17 protein-coding genes and 2 tRNA genes are annotated in these 20,312 nt (G+C 63.8%); 10 read left to right on the top strand and 9 right to left on the bottom strand.

The window, feature by feature from the left end:
• Positions 1-10: 10 nt before the first annotated feature.
• The 3 genes from DUGA2_RS05415 (at position 11) to DUGA2_RS05405 (ending at position 4,692) form a co-directional block, all read left to right on the top strand.
• The gene (locus tag DUGA2_RS05415) at positions 11-3,040 is read left to right on the top strand and encodes a T6SS effector BTH_I2691 family protein (protein WP_070267743.1); all 3,030 of its coding nucleotides are present in this window, start codon (positions 11-13) and stop codon (positions 3,038-3,040) included.
• A gap of 19 nt (positions 3,041-3,059) precedes the next feature.
• Entirely contained in the window at positions 3,060-4,076 is a 1,017-nt protein-coding gene (locus DUGA2_RS05410; protein WP_141753195.1) for a DUF6708 domain-containing protein, read from the top strand.
• Positions 4,077-4,155: 79 nt separating this feature from the next.
• Positions 4,156-4,692, top strand: coding sequence for a hypothetical protein (locus tag DUGA2_RS05405; protein ID WP_141753194.1), 537 nt, complete (start codon positions 4,156-4,158; stop codon positions 4,690-4,692).
• 6 nt (positions 4,693-4,698) lie between these two features.
• Here DUGA2_RS05405 and DUGA2_RS05400 read toward each other — a convergent pair whose 3' ends face one another.
• Positions 4,699-5,907 (bottom strand): cation:proton antiporter, encoded by a 1,209-nt coding sequence (locus DUGA2_RS05400; protein ID WP_070267739.1) that lies wholly within the window; start codon positions 5,905-5,907, stop codon positions 4,699-4,701.
• A gap of 259 nt (positions 5,908-6,166) precedes the next feature.
• Here DUGA2_RS05400 and ahpC point away from each other — a divergent pair, with 259 nt between their 5' ends.
• On the top strand, positions 6,167-6,730 hold the full coding sequence (gene ahpC, locus DUGA2_RS05395) for an alkyl hydroperoxide reductase subunit C (protein WP_008442943.1): 564 nt from the start codon (positions 6,167-6,169) through the stop codon (positions 6,728-6,730).
• Positions 6,731-6,838: 108 nt separating this feature from the next.
• Entirely contained in the window at positions 6,839-8,434 is a 1,596-nt protein-coding gene (gene ahpF / locus DUGA2_RS05390) for an alkyl hydroperoxide reductase subunit F (protein WP_070267737.1), read from the top strand.
• A 130-nt stretch (positions 8,435-8,564) separates the two neighbouring features.
• On the opposite strand, the gene DUGA2_RS05385 is transcribed toward ahpF, so the two are convergent.
• The 7 genes from DUGA2_RS05385 to DUGA2_RS05355 all read right to left on the bottom strand — a co-directional run bounded on the left by DUGA2_RS05385 (position 8,565) and on the right by DUGA2_RS05355 (position 14,515).
• On the bottom strand, positions 8,565-9,692 hold the full coding sequence (locus DUGA2_RS05385) for an AI-2E family transporter (RefSeq protein WP_070267736.1): 1,128 nt from the start codon (positions 9,690-9,692) through the stop codon (positions 8,565-8,567).
• Positions 9,689-10,171: a cyclic nucleotide-binding domain-containing protein gene (locus DUGA2_RS05380; protein ID WP_008442934.1), complete on the bottom strand. Its 483-nt coding sequence runs from the start codon at positions 10,169-10,171 to the stop codon at positions 9,689-9,691. Before DUGA2_RS05380 ends, DUGA2_RS05385 begins: the two co-directional genes overlap by 4 nt.
• Positions 10,172-10,235: 64 nt before the next feature.
• Entirely contained in the window at positions 10,236-10,853 is a 618-nt protein-coding gene (locus DUGA2_RS05375; protein WP_070267734.1) for an ATP-binding cassette domain-containing protein, read from the bottom strand.
• Positions 10,844-11,983: a hypothetical protein gene (locus DUGA2_RS05370; RefSeq protein WP_229214601.1), complete on the bottom strand. Its 1,140-nt coding sequence runs from the start codon at positions 11,981-11,983 to the stop codon at positions 10,844-10,846. The genes DUGA2_RS05375 and DUGA2_RS05370 overlap by 10 nt, the downstream gene beginning before the upstream one ends.
• Before the next feature lie 143 nt (positions 11,984-12,126).
• Positions 12,127-12,203 (bottom strand) — tRNA-Asp (locus DUGA2_RS05365).
• A gap of 23 nt (positions 12,204-12,226) precedes the next feature.
• Positions 12,227-12,302 (bottom strand) — tRNA-Val (locus DUGA2_RS05360).
• 110 nt (positions 12,303-12,412) lie between these two features.
• Entirely contained in the window at positions 12,413-14,515 is a 2,103-nt protein-coding gene (locus DUGA2_RS05355) for a S9 family peptidase (RefSeq protein ID WP_070267732.1), read from the bottom strand.
• Positions 14,516-14,565: 50 nt separating this feature from the next.
• Between DUGA2_RS05355 and DUGA2_RS05350 the strand changes: the two genes are divergently transcribed.
• The 3 genes from DUGA2_RS05350 (at position 14,566) to DUGA2_RS05340 (ending at position 17,198) form a co-directional block, all read left to right on the top strand.
• On the top strand, positions 14,566-15,846 hold the full coding sequence (locus DUGA2_RS05350) for an MFS transporter (RefSeq protein WP_070267731.1): 1,281 nt from the start codon (positions 14,566-14,568) through the stop codon (positions 15,844-15,846).
• 70 nt (positions 15,847-15,916) lie between these two features.
• Positions 15,917-16,273 carry a nuclear transport factor 2 family protein gene (locus DUGA2_RS05345; protein WP_070267730.1) on the top strand — a complete coding sequence of 119 codons (357 nt, stop codon included), beginning with the start codon at positions 15,917-15,919 and terminating at the stop codon, positions 16,271-16,273.
• A gap of 88 nt (positions 16,274-16,361) precedes the next feature.
• A complete protein-coding gene (locus tag DUGA2_RS05340; RefSeq protein ID WP_070267728.1) occupies positions 16,362-17,198 on the top strand; it encodes a helix-turn-helix domain-containing protein in 837 nt (278 codons plus the stop codon).
• Here DUGA2_RS05340 and DUGA2_RS05335 read toward each other — a convergent pair.
• Positions 17,195-18,028 carry an ABC transporter substrate-binding protein gene (locus tag DUGA2_RS05335; RefSeq protein WP_070267727.1) on the bottom strand — a complete coding sequence of 278 codons (834 nt, stop codon included), beginning with the start codon at positions 18,026-18,028 and terminating at the stop codon, positions 17,195-17,197. The genes DUGA2_RS05340 and DUGA2_RS05335 overlap by 4 nt on opposite strands.
• Positions 18,029-18,152: 124 nt before the next feature.
• Here DUGA2_RS05335 and DUGA2_RS05330 point away from each other — a divergent pair, with 124 nt between their 5' ends.
• Both DUGA2_RS05330 and DUGA2_RS05325 read left to right on the top strand, forming a co-directional pair.
• On the top strand, positions 18,153-19,304 hold the full coding sequence (locus tag DUGA2_RS05330) for a DNA polymerase IV (RefSeq protein ID WP_070267725.1): 1,152 nt from the start codon (positions 18,153-18,155) through the stop codon (positions 19,302-19,304).
• Positions 19,305-19,385: 81 nt separating this feature from the next.
• On the top strand, positions 19,386-20,282 hold the full coding sequence (locus DUGA2_RS05325) for a recombination-associated protein RdgC (RefSeq protein WP_070267724.1): 897 nt from the start codon (positions 19,386-19,388) through the stop codon (positions 20,280-20,282).
• Positions 20,283-20,312 lie beyond the last annotated feature (30 nt).

Here is a 20,312-nt window from a genome sequence, read left to right as displayed (position 1 = left end):
TCAGGAAACCATGGTAACGACTACCGGTTGCGATGTCTGCAACAAGAGCTCTCTTTCACTACTGCTGTTACGTCCCAGCCCGATCGCGAACAGCCCGCTGCTGGCCGCCGCCGGCGCCCGGGGTGTGGCCGCCGACCCGGCCGTATTGACCGGCATGCTGCCGAGCCCTGCGCCCAAGCAGTCGCGCTTTGCGCTGCGCCTGCTACGCGCCGGCTATGTGCATATCTTCCTGCCGTCGCCGCCGGCCGGCGTACCGAGCTGGCTGGTGTACCGGGTAACGGAACAGGCCGACCTGGTGCCCGAGGGCAGCGAGCTCTTCGCTCAGGCAGACGCCAGCGTGAGTTGCAGCCGCAGCGGCCACATCGCCATGGGCTTGAAGGTCGTCAGCATTCCGCAGGCGCACAAGGTCACGGAACTGTGGGTGGCGTACAGCGCCAACCTGTGGAACGACACGCTGCGCGGCAAGAACAAGGCGGATCCTGCGGTCATGCAAAAGATCTCCTTGCAGAGTTGTGGCGTCAACAGCTTTGTCCCCACTGCGGACAAGCTCAAGGCGCAGGTGCTGGAATGTGCGCTGAACAAGCTGTCGATCGACGGCGCGTCGGATCACGATTTTCCATTCAACAGCATCGCTTCCAGCGCGGAGGACTTGGCTGCCAATCTGAAGCTGGCCGCCGCCAAGCATCCCAAGACAGCCGGCAAGGAAATCGCGGTTGTCCTGCGCGATCCGGTCGGCATCGCCACCGAGCTCAACGCCCTGCGCGTACGGCGGAATGAACTGCTCAAGAAGGAAATCGCCAAGCCGGAAAACCTGCATCCGTTGAACAGCTCCGCCACCGTGCTGGGCTTGAAGCAAAGTCTGGTGCGGGAGGAAGATCTCAGCAGCTTTGAGCAGGTGAGTCCGTTGCGGACGCTGTCGGCCTATATGCAGGACGACTGGCCGGCCGGCACCGAATGGCAGGCCGTGACCGATGAAGACAGGAAGATGCTGCTCAGCCGCGTCAAGGGCGACGGGGCGTTCAGCGAATTCGTGCTGTCGCCTTACAAAGCCGTTTTCGAGAAAAAGAACCTGGGACGGGTTTTCTATCCCGACCATGACAAGCGCGCCGCCGAGTGGACGAAGAAAAAGGTCGAGGAAAACTGGTCGAAACTGGCCAAGTATCATGACGAGGAGGCACGCGCCGCCTGGATCAAGAACTTCGATGCCAAGATGAAGACCCTGCACTACGATCCGCTGGCATTGTTCGAGGAGGACTGGCACGCGGCGACGGAGGACAAGCAGACGCTGGCGTATTTCGCCCGCCATTTCGATCCGCTGGCCAAGGCCGACCCCTTGAAGCAGCCAGCCTCCGGTGTGCTCTACGCACGTGAAAATCATCTCATCAATCAGCCCGCGCCGTTTAGCGAGGGCTTGCTGACGCGCTATCTGGCCAAGCTCGGCCGGCCGATCACCGACGAGGAGGCGGTCGTGCTGCGCGCGCTGGTCGGCAATCAGGATGCGATGATCAAGATGGTGCACATTCAGTTGACCGGCGACCCCGGCGCCGCCGGCATGCGCGACAAGAGCTATGACCTGGTCAAGGGCTTCAGCGAGCTGGGCATGTCGAAAGGGGCGCTCACCGCCAATTCCTGGATAGGCCACGCGATTGCGCTGTTCAGCGTCGGCCAATTGAGCGCGTTGAGCGGCGCTGCGCTGACGGTCGCCGCGCGTGAAGCCAAGACCAGCAGCGTTACCGCGAGCATCATGGCCAAGCTGCAGATGATGGCGCACGTCCAGCGCTGCCTCGAATATTCGGTACAGGGGGCGCTGCATGGCAATGCGCCAAATGTGCCGGTGCTGCTGAAGATGCAGGTCAGCGCGGACGACGCTCTCAAAATATTTGCGGCACGTTCCGGACAGCCGATGGGGACGAGCAAGACGCGCATCAAGAAAGCCAAGGCCAACAACGCCAAGGTCACGCTCACCCTGGCGACGGACACGGACGCCATCAAGGCCGCCAACGGCAACGTGGGCGACATCGCGCAGAATCCTGCGTCAGGCTCCGTCAAGATGGGCAAGGCGGCGACCTCGGCGGCGATCGGCGCGGCGGGTTCGACGGCCGTCCTGACCGAAGAAAAATTCCTGCAGCTGTATCAAAGCCAGGCAGGGACGGGAGCGAAGGCCGCGAATATGCTGCGGTCCGCATTGCCCAACCTGGCCAAGACCAGCGGCGGCGCCTGGTTGATGGCGATGGCGAAAACGCTGGACGCGCGCCTCGCCTTGGGCAGCATGATTATTCAGGCAATAGGCGTCTGGAATGGTATGGACGCGGCCAGTCAGGCGAAGTCGGAATCAAGTTTGACGGATGCCAATTACGGTGTGCTAGACAGCGTCTTAGGTTTTACCGGCGGAGCTTTGGCGTTGTGGAGTGTCGGAGCCGAGCTGCGAGTAGTGGCGCGGCTGGGACATCAAGCTGTGGGAGCCCATATTGGAATTGGCTTGCTTAAAATTGGTGGGTCCATCACGGGGATCGCGGGTGGTGCGGTGAACTATGTCGCCTCCCAGAAGAAGAGTGACGATCAACGAGCTCTCGGCAATAAAGATGCCGCGCGCCTATACAATTATTCTGCTATCGCATTCCTGGCCACGGGCGCAACCTCAACCCTTTTAACTGGGGGCGCAATTGCCGGTGCCTTAGAGGCCCGCGCCATCGGCGGCGCAGTTGTGCGGACGGTTGCCACCCGCCTCGCAGCCAATGCGGTTTTTGCCACAGTGGGTGGAATTGGCCTCACCGTGTCGGGTATTGGATTATTGCTGCTGGGAGCTGGTGTGGTGGCACAGATTGGGGCTATCGTCCTCACCCCTACTGATATGCAACGCTGGCTAGGCCGAAGTTATTTTGGACGTGACGGTGGTCTGATATTCTCAGGAAAAAGAGATGATATGTTTAAAAAAGGTGACTGGGCGGCTGAAAAAGAGGCGTTGGACGAAATAATCGCCGACGCTGCCAAACAGCAAAGTGAAAATAAAGATACAAAAAAAGTAGAGCAATCCGCTTAATGAAAGAGGCAAAATTGCCATGAAAAAAAAACTTAACATTGAACCTGTCTCACCCACGGATGAAGAAAAATCAATGGTGAATGGAAGTGTTCCACGCTCAGAGAGAGAAACGTCAGGGATTGTCAGTAGATATAAAAAATATCAATCTGCAGGTACAGCGTCAATTTCCTTTGGTTTGATTAAAAAAAACTATGAGAACGCTATTGAATATACGGGCATCGCTAAAGGAACCCGCGGAGTCCTGATGCTCACTGGCTTGCTCGCGGCATGTTTCACGTTTTGGGGCGGGCAAGACATCCTTTTCAGGATGTTAAATAGAGAATCAGATGGGTTGTTTGATGTAATCCCAGTTGTCGCCGTAATTGCCTGCTTTGCTATCGGCAGCTATATGGGAATAAAGTACACGCGCTTTGAACTCTTTAGGCCTGAGGACGAACCGACTATTTTTGATCGAAAAAACCGCAAGGTGTACCGCATCTTTAGAGAGACGTATTCGGGTTGGCGAGGTCTGTTTCTCCCGTGGCCTTTGAAAAGCGCAGAGTATGACTGGGATCTGGTGGATGCCGAGCATCAAGCTGCAGTGACTACCACGGGCTCAACGGTCAATCGTATCCATGCGTTGATTTTCCTGGTCCGCAAAAGCGCTGACGATCCCACCATTGTAGACAGCTTCACCATCGGGAACAGCATGCAAATGGGCGAAGTGACGGTACCCGCCGTGTGGGAACATATCCGTCGGTTTATGGAGGAAGATGGTCCTCATCTGGCGCCCGGTGAAGTACTGCAGTCCTTCGACCCACCTAAAGGTTTTTTGCAGTGTATGGCCGCCACCGGCCCATATGGTAAGAATTTTCGAAGCTGGTGGAGGGACCACCCTTTGCTCATGGTGATGGGCCTGGTTTTCTTCCCCATTGTTTTTCCGCTGATGACACTCGTCGGCATTTTTAGCTGGCTCAGCTACAAAACTGCTATTCCCATCAAATGGTCTGCTGCGGTGCTGGCGGCGGTAGGGCCGGCAGTAAAACAGACTAAATAATATGGCGGAGCGATTCGTTAAGCGTGCCGGAGTAGTAGAGCATCTGCACGTGGAACGGGACGCCAGCGGAGACCTGGCGATGGATATCTTTTCCTGCACCGTCGGCGGCGAGGAGCTGAGAGGGGGATTTCATCAGGTCGAATTCCACAACGGCGACTTCATTGAGTTTGCCGTCGGCTTCGAGACCGGCGACGCGACCGTCTACGCCGCCAGAAGCCCCAGCCTGCGCATCCTGTGGATGCCGCCGCACCGCGTGCGCGGACACGCGATACAAAAGATCTGCGATATCAAGTGGAGTTTTTTCTTTCCCACGCTGGCGATCATTCTGATCGGGATATCGGAATTTTTTATCGACAAGGATTTCGGCAAGAATAGCTTCGCCGCCGATTTCTGGTTTTACCTCATGTTCTTCGTGCTCACCCTGATCATCACCGTGTGGATACGGTCGCGCTTCAGGGCGTTCGCCGTGGAGACAACCGAGGTGATGCGTGCACTTGGCTATGACCACCCGGAACAGGTCGATTTGTGGGTACGTCACAAGGCGGCGCAAAAAGCAATGGCCGCGTCGACGAACACGCCGCCGCCATTGCTGAAACCCTGGAGCTATCGATATTAAGCCCGCTCAGGAACTGGCCTGCTGCACCAGCCCCGCATGGGCTGAGCGGTTCAGCTTGGGATGCACGACCGGGATGGTCAGCATGGTGCTGGTGGCCGCCATCAGCAGCAGGGCCGTGAAGGTTTCGTTGGTGATGATCTGCTTGTCGAGCAGGATGTTGGCGAAGATGATTTCAATCAGGCCCTTGGTCTGCAACAGCCAGCCGATGATGGACGCCTCGCCCGCTTTCCATTTCAATATCCTGCCGGCGATGTGGACGCCGACCAGCTTGCCGCCGACCGAAGCCAGTAACAACAGCCCCGCCACGAAGAACACCGAATAGCCGCCCAACTCCCACTTGGTGCGCAGGCCGGTGCTGAGGAAGAATACCGGCATCAGGATCAGCAGCACATGCTTGAACAGCGTATCGAGCGTGGCGCGGTCGAACCAGTCCGCGTCCATCACCACGCCGGCCAGGAAGGCGCCCACCATGAAGTGCAGGCCGGCCCAGTCGGAACCGAAGCTGCAGATCACCAGCCAGATCAGCGCCGCGTACCAGCGGTCGTTCTCCTGCAGGCGCACCATGACGCGGCGGAACACGAAGGTCAGCACGCCGAAGGCCAGGATGAAGCCGGCCTGGCGGCCCACGCGCTCCCAGTCAAGCAGGATCAGCGCCAGCACGCCCCAGATCGCCACGTCGTCGAGGCTGGCGTAACGGAGGATGCGCTGGCCCATCGGCTGGCGCAGGATGTCGAGTTTTTCCAGCAGCAGCACCAGCACCGGCAGCGCGGTCACGGCGCAGGCCATGCCCACGCCCAGCGTGAATTGCCAGTCCAGGCCCTTGGCGCCCTTCCAGCCCTGGTAGCCCAGCAGCAGCACGGCGGCGGCGCAGCCGAATACCAGCGGCATGCCGAGCGCGAAGCTGGCCGTGGTCGCGCTCTCGCGGCGGTATTGCCAGACTTTTTTCAGGTCCAGCTCGATGCCGGCGATCATCACGAACAGCATCACACCCCACCAGGCGATGCCGTTCAGCGCCTTCACCACGTCCGGCGCGAAGACGAATTTGTGGTACTCGGGGAAGGCCGCGCCCAGCACGCCGGGACCCAGCAAGATGCCACCGATGATCTGGATGATGACCAGCGGCGCGTAGTAATCGGTCTTGAAGATCCGCCATACCAGGTAGGGCACGGTAAAGATCAGCAGCATCGCGATCAGGAAGATTTCGGTGGTGTTCATGGGGAAACGGGCTCCTCGTGTTATTCCGGCAATGTTATCCAACTCATCCTCCATGGCGCAATCGGAATAAAAGGGTGTGGTAACGTTTCCACAATGCGCACCGCTGCGCGAGCCTGCCCGAAACAGGGATAATAGCTATTCGCTTTGCTTGTTCTATAGCTAGTGACTATTGAAACTATTGGAACAATCAATTTTGCAAATGAGGCGAAAGCCCTTAAACTGGCGTCTCAATGATTCACAACCCAACGAGGAAACCACAATGTCCCTGATCAATACCCAAATCAAACCATTCAAGGCAACCGCTTACGCTAACGGCAAATTCATCGACGTCAGCAACGAATCCCTGAAAGGCAAGTGGTCCGTCCTGATGTTCTACCCAGCCGACTTCACCTTCGTCTGCCCTACCGAACTGGAAGACCTGGCCGACCACCAGCCTGAATTCGCCAAGCTGGGCGTGGACGTGTACGGCGTGTCGACCGACACCCACTTCGCGCACAAAGCATGGCACGACACCTCGGATGCAATCAAAAAAGTTAACTACCCGCTGATCGGCGACCCAACCGGCACCCTGTCGCGCAACTTCGAAGTCATGATCGAAGAAGAAGGCCTGGCACTGCGCGGCACCTTCGTCATCAATCCGGAAGGCTTCATCAAGGTGCTGGAAGTGCACGACAACGGCATCGGCCGCGACGCTTCCGAACTGCTGCGCAAAGTGAAGGCCGCGCTGTACGTGGCATCGCACCCAGGCGAAGTTTGCCCGGCTAAATGGACCGAAGGCGCAGCGACCCTGACCCCATCGCTGGACCTGGTTGGCAAGATCTAAGTCCGAGCACGTCTTGAAAGAGACCGCAGCACACAAGTAATACCGCGATGCCGGTCCGGGCGTCCGGCCCGGCATACGCCTAAATATTTGTAAAAAGGAAGAAAAATCATGTTAGATGCAACTCTCAAAACCCAGTTGAAAGCCTACTTGGAAAAAGTGGTGCAACCGATTGAGATCGTCGCTTCTCTCGATGACAGCGCCAAGGCCCGCGAGATGGAAGAACTGCTCCAGGAAATCGTCCTGTTGAGCGACAAGATCACGCTGGTCAAGCGCACCGACGATGCCGAACGCAAACCGTCGTTCAGCATCAACCGCCCGGGCACCGATATCGGCGTGCGTTTCGCCGGCGTGCCGATGGGCCATGAATTCACCTCGCTGGTGCTGGCGCTGCTGCAAGTGGGCGGCCACACCATCAAGTTCGACGACGCCGTGATCGAGCAGATCCGCAACCTGGATGGCGATTACGAATTCGAAACCTTCATCTCGCTGAGCTGCCACAACTGCCCGGAAGTGGTGCAGGCGCTCAACGCGATGTCGGTGATCAACCCCCGCATCAAAGTGACCACCATCGACGGCGGCGTGTTCCCGCAGGAAGTCGAGGCGCGCCAGATCATGGCCGTGCCGATGATGTTCCTGAACGGCGAGCATTTCGGCCAGGGCCGCAGCAACGTCGAAGAGATCCTGTCCAAGCTGGACAAGAACGCCGGCGCCCGCCAGGCAGCCGAGCTGAGCAAGAAAGACGTGTTCGACGTGCTGATCGTCGGCGGCGGTCCCGCCGGCGCGGCGGCGGCCATCTACGCCGCCCGCAAGGGCATCAAGACCGGCGTGCTGGCCGAGCGTTTCGGCGGCCAGGTGCTGGATACGCTGGCGATCGAGAACTTCATCTCGGTCACGGCCACCGACGGTCCCAAGTTCGCCGTGGCGCTGGAGCAGCACGTCAAGGAATACGAAGTCGACATCATGAACACCCAGCGCGCCGCCAAGCTGGTGCCGGGCAAGCTGATCGAAGTGCAGACCGCCAGCGGCGCGACCTTGAAAGCCAAGTCCGTGATTCTGGCGACCGGCGCCCGCTGGAGGGAGATCAACGTGCCGGGCGAGAAGGAATACCGCAACCACGGCGTGGCCTACTGCCCGCACTGCGACGGCCCGCTGTTCAAGGGCAAGCGCGTGGCGGTGATCGGCGGCGGCAACTCCGGCGTCGAGGCGGCGATCGACCTGGCCGGCCTGGTCAAGCACGTGACCTTGATCGAGTTCGGCGCCGAGCTGCGCGCCGACGCGGTGTTGCAGCGCAAGCTGCGCAGCCTGGCCAACGTGACCGTGATCGTCTCGGCGCAGACCACCGAGATCCACGGCGACGGCAAGATCGTCAACGGCTTGAGCTACAACGACCGCGTGTCGGGCGAGGCGAAGAAGGTCGAGCTGGAAGGTGTGTTCGTGCAGATCGGCCTGGTGCCGAACACCGAGTGGCTCAAGGGCGCGGTGGCGCTGTCGCGTCATGGCGAGATCGAAGTCGATGCGCGTGGCCAGACCTCGATCCCCGGCGTGTTCGCGGCCGGCGACGTCACCACGGTGCCGTTCAAGCAGATCATCATCGCCACCGGCGACGGCGCCAAGGCGGCACTGTCGGCCTTCGATCACCTGATCCGCTCGGACGACGAGGAAGTCGTCGCCGAGTCGGCCGGCAAGCAGGCGATGACCGCGTAAAAACATTGGGGTCAAGTCTGACATTTGGACACAGGCTCTACCGTAAGCAGCCGCTTGCGGCAGAGCCCGTGTCCAAATGTCAGACTTGACCCCCGACCTTTAAAAGGGCCGCTACGACAGCGGCCCTTTTTTATGTGGCCAGGTCGGCGCTGGCCTGCCGGGTGCGCAGTTCCATGGCGTTGCGGTGGCGTGCGCGCAGGCGCGGGTCGGTGATCAGGCGGCCCAGCGTTTCGCCGATCACCATCACCACGCCCAGCAGCGGCAGCACCAGCATCAGCCCCGCCACGCCGGCTACCGAACCGCCGATGAAGATCATCAGCACCGTGATCAACGGATGGATGTGCAGGCTGCGGCCCAAGGTCAGCGGCATGAAGACGAAGTCGTCCAGCAGCCGCACCGTGATGAACACGCCGATCGCCATGTACGCCACCGACGGATCGGCCGGCGCGTCGGTCGAGGCCACCATCACCACCAGCACGCAGCCGACGATGGAGCCCACATACGGCACCCACGCCAGCATCGCCGCGATCAGCCCCAGCACCAGCGGCGACGAGACGCCGATCGCCCACAGCCCGAAGGCCAGCACCGCCGTGTCGAGCACGGTCAGCTTGATCAGGCCCTGGAAATAGCGGTGCGCGGTCTGGTCGACTTCGTGCAGCAGGTACAGCGTGCGTTCGAAGAAAGCATTCGGCACGGCGCGCGCCAAAAACTTCTTGAAGCGCAGGCCGTCGCGCAGGAAGAAGAAGGTCAGGAAGGGCGCCAGCAGCAGCGACGGCAGCCACGCCGCCACCGACACCAGGATGTCGGTCAGGTGCTTTTGCACGAAGGTGCCGGTGAAGGCGCTGACGCGGCTGTTGACCGTGCGCGCCAGCTTGATCTGCTTGAGGATGGGGAATTGCTGCTCCAGCGACAGCATCGTGTGGCGCACGAACTCCAGGCCGCCGCTGAGGTACTTGCCCAGCATGTCCTGCCACGAGTCGGACGGGCCGGCGTCCCAGTAGATGAAGACCAGGCAGGCCGCCACCAGCAGCAACAGGAACACGCTGCCGACGATCAGCGTGGCGGCGTTGTGGCTCACACCCATGCGTATCAGGCGCTGCATCGGCGGCTGCAGGATGTAGTACAGCACGATCCCCAGCAGGAAGGGGATGGCCAGGAACAGCATCTGCTGCAGCAGGAACAACAGCACGCAGGTGGCGGCGATGATGCCGCTCCAGACCACCGGCCCGGCGCGCTGCTGGGTGGGCAGCAGGTTCATAGGGCCTCGACTTGCGGTTTGCCGGTCATCCAGTCGCGCAGGCGGCTGCCGATGTGGCGCGCCAGGGCCAGCGAGATCTTGTAGCCGATCACGGCGTCGGTCTCCATCAGGCCCATGAAGTCGGCGCGGAAGAATACCGCCAGTTCGCAGTTGTCCAGCGCGCGCGTCTGCGCGTTGCGCGGCGTGTTGTCCAGCAGGGCCAGGTCGCCGAAGAAGGAACCGGCCGACAGCTCGGCCACCACCTCGCGCGTGGCGCCCAGCTTGCGGCTGATGATGACGCGGCCCGACATCACCAGGTACAGCGCCTGGCCTTCCTCGCCCTCGTCGAAGATGATTTCATCGGCCAGGTAGCGACGCTCGTGCATCAGGCCGTCGACGATCTTCAGTTCGAGCGGGGTCAGCGTGGCGAACAGCGCCGATTCCTTCAGGCGCAGCAGGCGCGGCGACAATGCGGGCGATTTCAGGAAACCAAAGATCAAGGGAACTCCGTGCAGGACTAGGTAGGCCGGCCGGGCCGGCTCGGCTCATCGTTCCCATGATAACTTAAAGTTGCACGGTACCGGCCAGCGGCAAGGCCGGGTCGAGGTGGCTGGTGAGCAGGATGCACTGGCGCGCCAGCCGCTCCGGCGCCGACAGCTGACGGCGCAGATAAGCCATGGCGTCGGCGTCGAGGCCGTTGAACGGTTCGTCGATCAGCAGCAGCCGCACCGGCAGCGCCAGCGCCAGCGACAGCTGCATCTTCTTGTGCTGGCCCAGCGACAGCGTGGTGACGGGCTGGTCCAGCGTATGCAGCAGGTGGAAGGCTTCCAGCTCGGCGTTGAGCAGCGCGGGGTCGGTGTGGGGATACAGCGACAGGTGCAGGTCGAGGATTTCGCGCACGGTCAGCCACGGCAGTTGCGGCGTGTCGCCGCCGCAGTAGCAGCACTGCAGGCGGTAGGCCAGCGGCTGGGCCTGCAGGTCGATGCCGTCCAGCGTGATCCTGCCGCCATGCGGCGTCAGCGCGCCGCCGGCCAGCTTCAGCAGCGTGGTCTTGCCGGCGCCGTTTTCGCCGCGCAGCCAGGTGATGCCGGCGCCCAGCTGCAGGTCGTAGCGGCGGAACAGCGGATGGCTGGCGAATTCAAAGGTCAGCTGGTCGATGCGCAGCACGGGGTTCAATTCCATAGTTCGCTTCCAATGGCAATCAGGATGATGATGGCGCTGATGACCAGCCCCACGCGGCCGTTCACGCTCAGGCGGCGCAGCGCGATCACGGCGACCTGGGCGACGCCGGCAAAGCACAGCCAGACGGTGGCGACGGTGGTGCTGTAGCCGGCGCTGCTGGCGCGGCCCAGGTGGCCCAGCGTCAGCAAGGCGAACCAGGCCATCACGGCCAGGCCGGGCAGCAGCGCCGACACGCGCGCAAAGCGGAACAGCTTGTCGATCGGCGCCGGCCACGCCGCCGCGACCGGGCGCAGCAGGGCGATCTGTTCGGTCACGGCCTTGTCGCCGCGGTCGGTCAGCAGCATCAGCAGCAGCGCGGCGTTGGCGGCCCACAGCGTCGGCGGCACCACAGGCGGGCGCCACAGCCACACGGCGATGCTCAGGACCGCGCCCAGCAGCAGCACGGTCTGCTGGATGCCGACCACGTTCTCGCCCCGCCAGAACGGCAGCCAGAACAGCTGGCGCCAGTGGTGCAGCGCGGTCCAGGCGCGGCGGCGCGGGCTGGCGGCGGCCATGCGCTGCAGGCTGGGTACGCGCGGCACATACGGCGCGGGCGGCGGACGGTGGGCGTGAAGTGTGGGAGCGGCCGGCATGCGGCAGCGTCGGGCCAGCACCAGCGTCGAGACGATCCAGCCCAGCAGCAGCGAGCCGGCGGTCAGCAGCACGGCTTGCGGCGCCACCGGCCGCAGCCAGTCCGGCCACTGCCACAGCCAGATCGCGGTGGACAGGGCGTAGGCCATGCCGAGCGGGACGATGATGATGCCGGCCACGGCGATGTTGGCGGTCCATTGCGCGCGCGCGGGTATCGGCAGCGGGCGGCACCACAGCAGCACCTGTTCCGGCAGCAGGCGCTTGCGCAGCAGCCAGACCGGCGCGCTGGCCAGCAGCGCCTGGCCGGCGAACAGGCCCAGCGCCTGCGGCCACGGCCGCGTCGCCGCGAACAAGCCCGGCAAGGCCAGGCAGGCGATCAGGCCGACCAGCACCTGGCCGAAGCCCAGCATGATGTAGCCCAGCGAAGAAGCGAAGCTGGCCACGAACTGCAGCATCGCCTGGTGCGCCATGCGGACGCGGAAACGCAGATAGGGGGGCAAGGAATTTGCGGAGAGAATCATGCCGGGAGAATAACACCGGCGGCATGGGCCGTCGCTTAACCTGGCATTAATAGCTGGCACTAGCGACACCAGGCGGCGCAGAAATGATTAAGGGCCCGACGAATCGGGCCCTTAAAGGAATTTGGCGGAGCGGACGGGACTCGAACCCGCGACCCCCGGCGTGACAGGCCGGTATTCTAACCAACTGAACTACCGCTCCAAATTTCGTTTTCTCTGTTTTCTTGGTGGGTGCTGAGAGGGTCGAACTCCCGACCTACGCCTTGTAAGGGCGCCGCTCTACCAACTGAGCTAAGCACCCAGAAAACATATCAGCTTTGCTTCACTACTTTGTCGCAACTGCTGAACGAGGCCGTATTCTACAAGGTGGTTTATCCGTTCCGCAAGGGTTTTTGAAAATAATTTAGAAAATTATTCGTTGATGCCCCATTGCGACAGCATCCAGGCCAGTTCGAACGCCCTGCCGTCGATGGCGTCGTAGCGGCCGGAAGCGCCGTAATGGCCGGAACTGAAGTCGGTCTTGAGCAGCAGCGGCCGGCTGTCGGTCTTGTGTGCGCGCAGCCGCGCCACGTATTTGGCGGCCGGCCAGTACTGCGCCTGGGTGTCGTTGAAGCCGGCCGTCACCAGCATCGCCGGATAGGCCTGGCGCTTGATGTTGTCATACGGCGAGTAGCTCTTCATGTAATCGAAGGCGGCCTTCTGCTTCGGGTCGCCCGACTCCAGATATTCGTATGTGACCATCGGCAGCGTCGGATCGGTGATCTCGTGCAGCAGGTCGGCCTGCGGCACGGACGCCAGCACCGCATGGAACAGCTCGGGCCGCTCGTTGGCCACCACGCCCATCACCATGCCGCCGAAACTGCCGCCCTCGGCGATCAGCCGCTCCGGCCGCGTGTAGCCTTCGCGCACCAGGTGCTCGGCGCTGTCGATGAAATCGTTGAACACGTTCTTCCGCTTCATCAGCTTGCCGTCGTCGTGCCATTGCTCGCCCAGGTCGTTGCCGCCGCGGATCTGCGCTTCGGCGTAGATGACGCCGCGCTCCATCAGGCTCAGGCGGCGCAGGCTGAAGTCCGCCTCGCTGGGGAAGCCCCAGCCGCCGTAGCCGTACAGCAGCAGCGGCGCGCTGCCGTCGAGCTTGACGTCCTTGCGGTAGGCCAGCCACACCGGCACCCTGGCGCCGTCGCGCGCGGTGATCCAGATGCGGCGCGTGGCAAAGCGCTCCAGGTCGACGCCGGCCAGCGGCTGGCGCTTGAGCACCTTGCGCGCGCCGCTGGCCATGTCGATCTCCAGCACCATCGGCGGCGCCACCGGCGACTGGTATTGCAGCCGGTAGCTGCGGTCGTCGTAGCCGGCGTTGCCGGTCTGCTGGAGCAGGTAGACCTCGTCGTCGAACTGCACGCTGCGCCATTGCCCGGTGGCGAAGTCGAGGATGCGCGGGCGGCTGAGCGCGCTGGCGCGTTCGCTCAGCACGAGGAAATCGCGGAACACGTCCATCGATTCGATCAGCGTACCGGCCTCGGGCCGCGTCACCTCGGTCCACTCCTGCGGCGAGGCCAGCGGTGCGCTGACCACGCGGAAGTTGGGCGCGTCGCGGTTGGTGCGCAGGTAGAGCCGGTCGTCGCGCGTGTCGGCGTCGTAGCGGTGGCCTGTGGTGCGCGGCATCAGCAGGCGCAGCGCGCCGGTGGGCTGGTCGCGCGGCAGCAGCCAGGTGTCGCTGGTGTCGGCACTGAGGGCCATCAGCTGGAGAAAGCGGCCGTCGTGCGTGCGGCCCACGCCGAGCAGGAAATTGCCGTCGCGCTCGCGGTACACTTCCACCGGCTTGCCGCCCGCCGTCGACACGCGCAGCAGGCGGTCGGGGCGCAGCGTGGACGGATGGGCTTGCGTCAGCAGGATGGTGCGGTTGTCGGCGGCCCATTCCATCGATGTCACGCGCGCTACGCCGAGGGGCAGCTCGCGGCCGCTGCGCAAGTCCTTGATGTGCAGCTGGAACTGGTGATTGCCGCTGGTGTCGGCGCGGTAGGCCAGCAGCTGGCCGTCGGGGCTGGGCATCATGCCTTCCAGCGCGAAGAATTTCCTGCCTTGCGCCAGGCGGTTCTGGTCCAGCAGGATATCTTCCGGCGCGCTGTCGTCGTAGCCGCCGTCGGCGGCCGCGCGGCGGCGGCAGTTGAGCGGGTATTGCTTGCCGGCGACGATGCGCGCGTAGTAGTAGAAGTCGCCCTGGCGCCACGGCAGCGTCAGGTCGCTGGCCGTGGTGCGGGCGGTGAGTTCGGCCGCCAGGCTTTTCGCCAGCGGCGCGATGGCGGCGGTGGCGGCCTCGGTGTAGGCGTTCTCCGCCTTCAGATAGTTGAGCACGGCCGGATCGTTGCGGTTTTGCAGCCAGTGGTATTCGTCCGCCAGCGCTTGTCCATGGTAGCGATCGACCCACGGCTTCTGCGCCGCGACCGGCGGCACGGCGGGATGGGCCAGCGCCAGAGCGGCGGGCAGGGCGAGGAAGGCGGGCAGGATGCGTATCATGGGTAATCCGGGCTGATCGTCAGCCGCAAATTGTATTGCAAATTAAGCAAATGAAAACAACTATTTCCGACGCCGAGCTCGACCCCTTGTACCGCCGCGTCAGCTGGCGGTTGATGCCGTTTCTGTTCCTGTGCTACGTGGCCGCCTACCTGGACCGCGTCAACGTCGGCTTCGCCAAGCTGCAGATGCTGGCCGAGCTGCGCTTCAGCGATACCGTGTACGGCCTGGGCGCCGGCATCTTCTTCATCGGCTACTTCCTGTTCGAGGTGCCGTCCAACCTGCTGATGACGCGCACCGGCGCCCGCATCTGGATCGCCCGCATCATGATCAGCTGGGGCTTGATCTCGTCGGCGCTGATGTTCGCCGACAGCGTGGCGAGCTTCTACCTGCTGCGCTTCCTGCTCGGTGCGGCGGAGGCCGGCTTCTTCCCCGGCATCATCCTGTACCTGACCTACTGGTATCCGGCCCGGCGCCGCGCGCGCATGGTGGCGCTGTTCATGAGCGGGGTGGCGGTGGCCGGCGTGGTGGGCGGGCCGCTGTCGGGCTGGATCATGCAAGCCTTCGGCGGACGCTACGGCCTGAGCGGATGGCAGTGGCTGTTCCTGCTGGAAGGCTTGCCGTCGGTGCTGATCGGCGTCTGGACGCTGTTCTATCTGGACGACGGCATCCGCGCCGCCAAGTGGCTGAGCGAGGACGACAAGCTGCAACTGCAACGCGCCATCGCCGAAGACGGCCAACACCAGCAACGCCTGCCGCTGGCGCAGGTGTTCCGCAGCGGCACGGTATGGCTGCTGGCGCTGGTGTACTTTTTGTTCGTGATGGGCTTGTATGGCGTGAGCTTCTGGCTGCCGCAGCTGATCAGGAACAGCGGCGTCAAGGACGTGCTCGACATCGGCCTGCTGACGGCGATCCCGTATTCGGTGGCGGCGGTGGTGATGGTGCTGGCCGCGCGCCATTCCGACCGCAGCGGCGAGCGGCGCTGGCATGCGGCGGCGGCGGCCGTGGCCGGCGCGCTGGGGCTGGTGGCCGCCACCATCTACAGCGACAACACGGTGCTCGCGATGGCCGCGCTGAGCGTGGCCACGGCCGGCATCCTGAGCACCTTCCCGATCTTCTGGAGCCTGCCGACCGCGCTGCTGGGCGGCACGGCGGCGGCGGCCGGCATCGCGCTGATCAACTCGGTCGGCAACCTGGCCGGCTTCGCCAGTCCCTATCTGGTGGGCGCGATCAAGGATGCCAGCGGCAGCACCGCCAACGGCATCTACCTGCTGGCCGCCAGCCTGGTGGCCGGCGCCGTGCTGGTGGTCACGCGGCGATTACCTGGGACGTAATCGCCGCCGCGCAGCGATTTCCGGAGAATGGGTTCTGTCGCTACGACACAACCCATTCAAGGAGATCGCCATGACCACCCCATCCCACATCGCTACCCAATATCTGGCCGTCTGGAACGAACGCGACGCCGCCGCCCGCCGCGCGCTGGTGGCCCGTGCCTTCGCGCTGGACGCCAGCTACCTCGATCCGATGATGCGCGGCGCCGGCCACGACGGCATCGACGCCATGATCGCCGGCGCCCAAGGCCAGTTCCCCGGCTACCGTTTCGAACTGGACGGCACGCCGGACGGCCACAACGACGTGGTGCGCTTTTCGTGGACGCTGGCCGTGCCCGGCAGCGCGCCGGTGGCGCACGGCACCGATGTCGCCGAACTCGGCGCCGACGGCCGCCTGACCCGCGTCACCGGCTTCCTGAACGCGCCGTGATTGCAGTCGGGCTATCATGGCCGTTCAAGGAGATCATCATGCCTGCATCCAGCACAACCAACGATGGCGCCGGCCTGGCGGAAGGCCCATGAGCGGCGCGGCCGACTACTTCAGCGACTTCGCCGCCGCGCTGAAGTACTGGCGCGGCAAGCGCGGCTACAGCCAGCTGCGCCTGTCGACCGAGAGCGAGATTTCGCAGCGCCACATCAGCTTCCTGGAAAGCGGCCGCTCGCAGCCGAGCAAGGACTTGATACTGAAGCTGGGCATGGTGCTGGAGATCCCGCTGCGGCAACGCAATGTGATGCTGCTGTCGGCCGGTTTCGCGCCGGCCTACCAGGAGCGCAAGCTGTCCGATCCCGAGCTGGGCGCGGTGCGCCAGGCGCTGGACTTCATGCTGGCGCAGCAGGCGCCCTATCCGGCGCTGGTGGTGGACCGCCTGTGGAACCTGGCGATGGCCAACGCGCCGGCGGCCGGCATGATGCGCTGGCTGCTGGGCTTGCCCGACGACGCGGTCCTGCCCGCCGACGGCTCGGTCAACGTGCTCAAGCTGATGCTGGACCCGCATGGCGTGCGCCAGTACCTGCACAACTGGGAAGCAGTCGGCGCCGACCTGCTGCACTGGATACAGCGCGAAGCGATGAGCGACGGCCCCGGCAGCGCGGCCACCGTGCTGCTGGGCGAATTGCTGGCGCTGCCCGGCGTCGCCGGCATGCGGGGCGCGGGCCATCTTGCGCCCAACCTGGACCGCCGCGCCTTGCCCTTCCTGCCGGTGACGCTGTGCAAGGACGGCGTCGAACTGAACCTGTTCACCACCATCGCCACGCTGGGCACGCCGCATGATGTGACCGTGCACGAATTGCGGATCGAATCATTTTTCCCGGCCGACGAGGCCAGCGCGGCATGGTTCCGCGCCCGCCATGGCTAGCTTGCCGGCATCGCGTCCAGGATTTCGCGCACGCCGCCGCTGAAGATGCGGCGGGTGATCTCTTCGCCCAGGTAGCGCTCGTAGATTTTCTGCACCGTGCCGTCGCCGACGATGGCGCGCAGCGCGTCGATGTAGCGCTGACGCGCCGCCGCCGGCACCTGCCTGGACACATACATGCCCACCATCGCGCGCGGCGATTCGGCGAACGGCGTGCCGGTCATCTTGCCCAGCATGTGGAACTGGCGCTGGTGCAGCACATGGATGGCGGGCGGCGCCAGCGTGCCTTCGGCCCGCCCGGCCAGGATCTTGCGGAACACCACGCCGTAGTCGTTGACGTATTCCAGCCGTCCCAGCTTTTGCAGGCGCTCCATTTGCACCATCGTCGCGGCCGAATAGGAAATGCCGCGCGTGACGTTCAGGCGCGCCTTGCTGCGGTCGACGAAATCGGCCAGGCTGCGGAACTTGCCGGCGTCTTTGTTGAGCAGCAGCAGTTCGAAGTGGGTGTAGGTGTAGGGCAGCCACAGGCCGTGGCGGTCGCGCTCGGGCGTGCGCAGCGAGGCGCCGGTGAGGTCCAGGCTGCCGTTGAAGAACTGCGCGTACAGCCGGCCGTGCGGGTACCACGCCAGCTGGAAGGCGCAGCCGCTGCGCCGGTGCATCTCTGCCAGCACGTCGACCGTGCTGCCGTGGATGACGCCGCCTTCGCGGTAGGCCGAGTAGCCCAGGTCGCTGAGGCCGGCCCGCGCCGGCGCGCACGGCGCGGCCGCCGCCCGGGCCGCAGGCGCGGCCAGCAGCAGGATGGCCAGCACAACGGTACTCAGTCTTTCGGACATGTCGGCGATGCGGTGTCGGTGTAGTTGTCTCAGTGTAACACTTGGTCACGCGGAAAAGTGCATGCTTGCACACAGCCGGGTTTCCGTAGATACTGTATGTATTCACAGTAATCGTTTCCGCACCATGGCTGAAGACCTGCGCCGCATCGCCCACCTCGACATGGACGCGTTTTATGCGTCCGTCGAGCTGCTGCGCTACCCGGAATTGCGCGGCCTGCCGGTGGTCATAGGCGGCGGCCGCGACGCCCAGCCGGTGGTGCAGGCGGACGGCAGCCACACGTTCTCGCGGCTGCGCGACTATGTCGGCCGGGGCGTCATCACCACCGCCACCTACGAGGCGCGCGCGCTCGGCGTGGGCTCGGCCATGGGCATGATGAAGGCGGCCAAGCTGGCGCCGGATGCCATCCTGCTGCCGGTCAATTTCGACTCCTACCGCCATTATTCGCGGCTGTTCAAGAACGCCGTGGCCGCCATCGCGCCGGATTTCGAGGACCGCGGCATCGATGAAATCTATATCGACCTGACCCATGTCGAAGGCGAGACGCGCGAGCTGGCGCAGCGCATCAAGCAGGCCGTGCGCGACGCCACCGGCTTGTCGTGCTCGATCGGCGTCACGCCCAACAAGCTGCTGTCGAAGATCAGCTCGGACCTGGAAAAACCCGACGGCCTGACCATCCTCGGCTACGACGATATCCCGGCGCGCATCTGGCCGCTGGGCGTGCGCAAGATCAACGGCATCGGCCCCAAGGCCACCGAGAAGCTGGCGGCGCTGGGCATCGAGACCATAGGCCAGCTGGCGGCGGCCGATGCCGGCCTGTTGCAGGACCATTTCGGCGCGCACTATTCGGCCTGGCTGGCCGAGGCCGCGCACGGCATCGACCATCGCGACATCTCCACCAGTTCCGAGAGCAAGTCGATCAGCCGCGAAACCACTTTCGAGCGCGACCTGCATGCGCGCCAGGACCGCGACACGCTGTCCGGCATCCTGACCCAGCTGTGCGCGCGGCTGGCGGACGATCTCAAACGCAAGGGCTACGTCAGCCGCACCATCAGCATCAAGCTGCGCTATGACGATTTCCAGATCGTCAGCCGCAACGTCACGCTGCCGCAGCCGGTGGCCGACACCACCGGCATCCTGCACGCGGCGCGCGAGTGCCTCAAGCGGGTGCCGCTGCAACGCCGGCTGCGCCTGCTGGGCGTGCGCGCCAGCACGCTGGAGCCGCCCGGCTCGGGACAGCAGGTCAGCTTGCCGAGGCAGGGCGAATTGTTCGCCTAGGTCAGCAACAGATTCGGTCCGGCGCCGCCATCACCGTGTAAAATGGCGCTCCCCTGGCATTACTGAAACAAGGCTCAACACATGTGGTTCAAGAATCTACAGATTTACCGTCTGCCGGCCCCTTGGGCCTTCACCCCCGAACAACTGGAAGCAGCGCTGGCCCCTCACGCCTTCGTCCCGGCTAGCAGCAATGAGCTGCTGCGCCAGGGTTGGGACACGCCGCGCCCGAACGGCGGCCTGGTGCACGTGGTCAACAAGCAAATGCTGATCCTGCTGGGCACCGAGAAAAAGCTGTTGCCGAACACCGTCATCAACCAGGTCGCCAAGGCCCGCGCCGCCGAAATGGAAGAGGCGCAAGGCTTCGCCCCCGGCAAGAAGGCGATGAAGGAGCTGAAGGAGCGCGTCGCCGACGAGCTGCTGCCGCGCGCCTTCTCGATCCGCAGCAATGTCTGGACCTGGATCGATCCGGTCAACGGCTGGCTGGTGGTCGACGCCGCCAGCCCGGCCAAGGCCGACGAAGTGATCAAGCTGCTGCTCAAGGCGGTCGACAAGCTGCCGCTGGAAAGCCTGCGCGTGCAGCGCTCGCCGGTGGGCGTGATGACCGAATGGCTGCAGGCCGACGATGCGCCGGCCGGCTTCACGGTCGACATGGACACCGAACTGCGCGCCACCGGCGAGAGCAAGGCGGCGGTACGCTACGTGCGCCACACGCTGGAAGCGGACGAAGTGCGCCGCCACATCGCGGCCGGCAAGCAGTGCACCCGCCTGGCGATGACCTGGGACAGCAAGATTTCCTTCGTGCTGACCGAGTCGCTGGCGATCAAGGGCATCAAGCCGCTGGACGTCATCGCTGAAAAGGAATCGAGCACCAAGAACGACGACGAGCGTTTCGACGGCGACTTCATGCTGATGACCGGCGAACTGGCCAAGCTGATGACCGATGTGGTCGAGGCCCTGGGCGGCGAAGCGAAGGCTTGATCGGACTGCAACAAAGCCGTTGCCTGTTGG

Source organism: Duganella sp. HH101 (genome assembly GCF_001758795.1).
Lineage (GTDB): Bacteria > Pseudomonadota > Gammaproteobacteria > Burkholderiales > Burkholderiaceae_D > Rugamonas > Rugamonas rivuli.
This window is presented reverse-complemented; position numbering and strand designations above follow the sequence as displayed.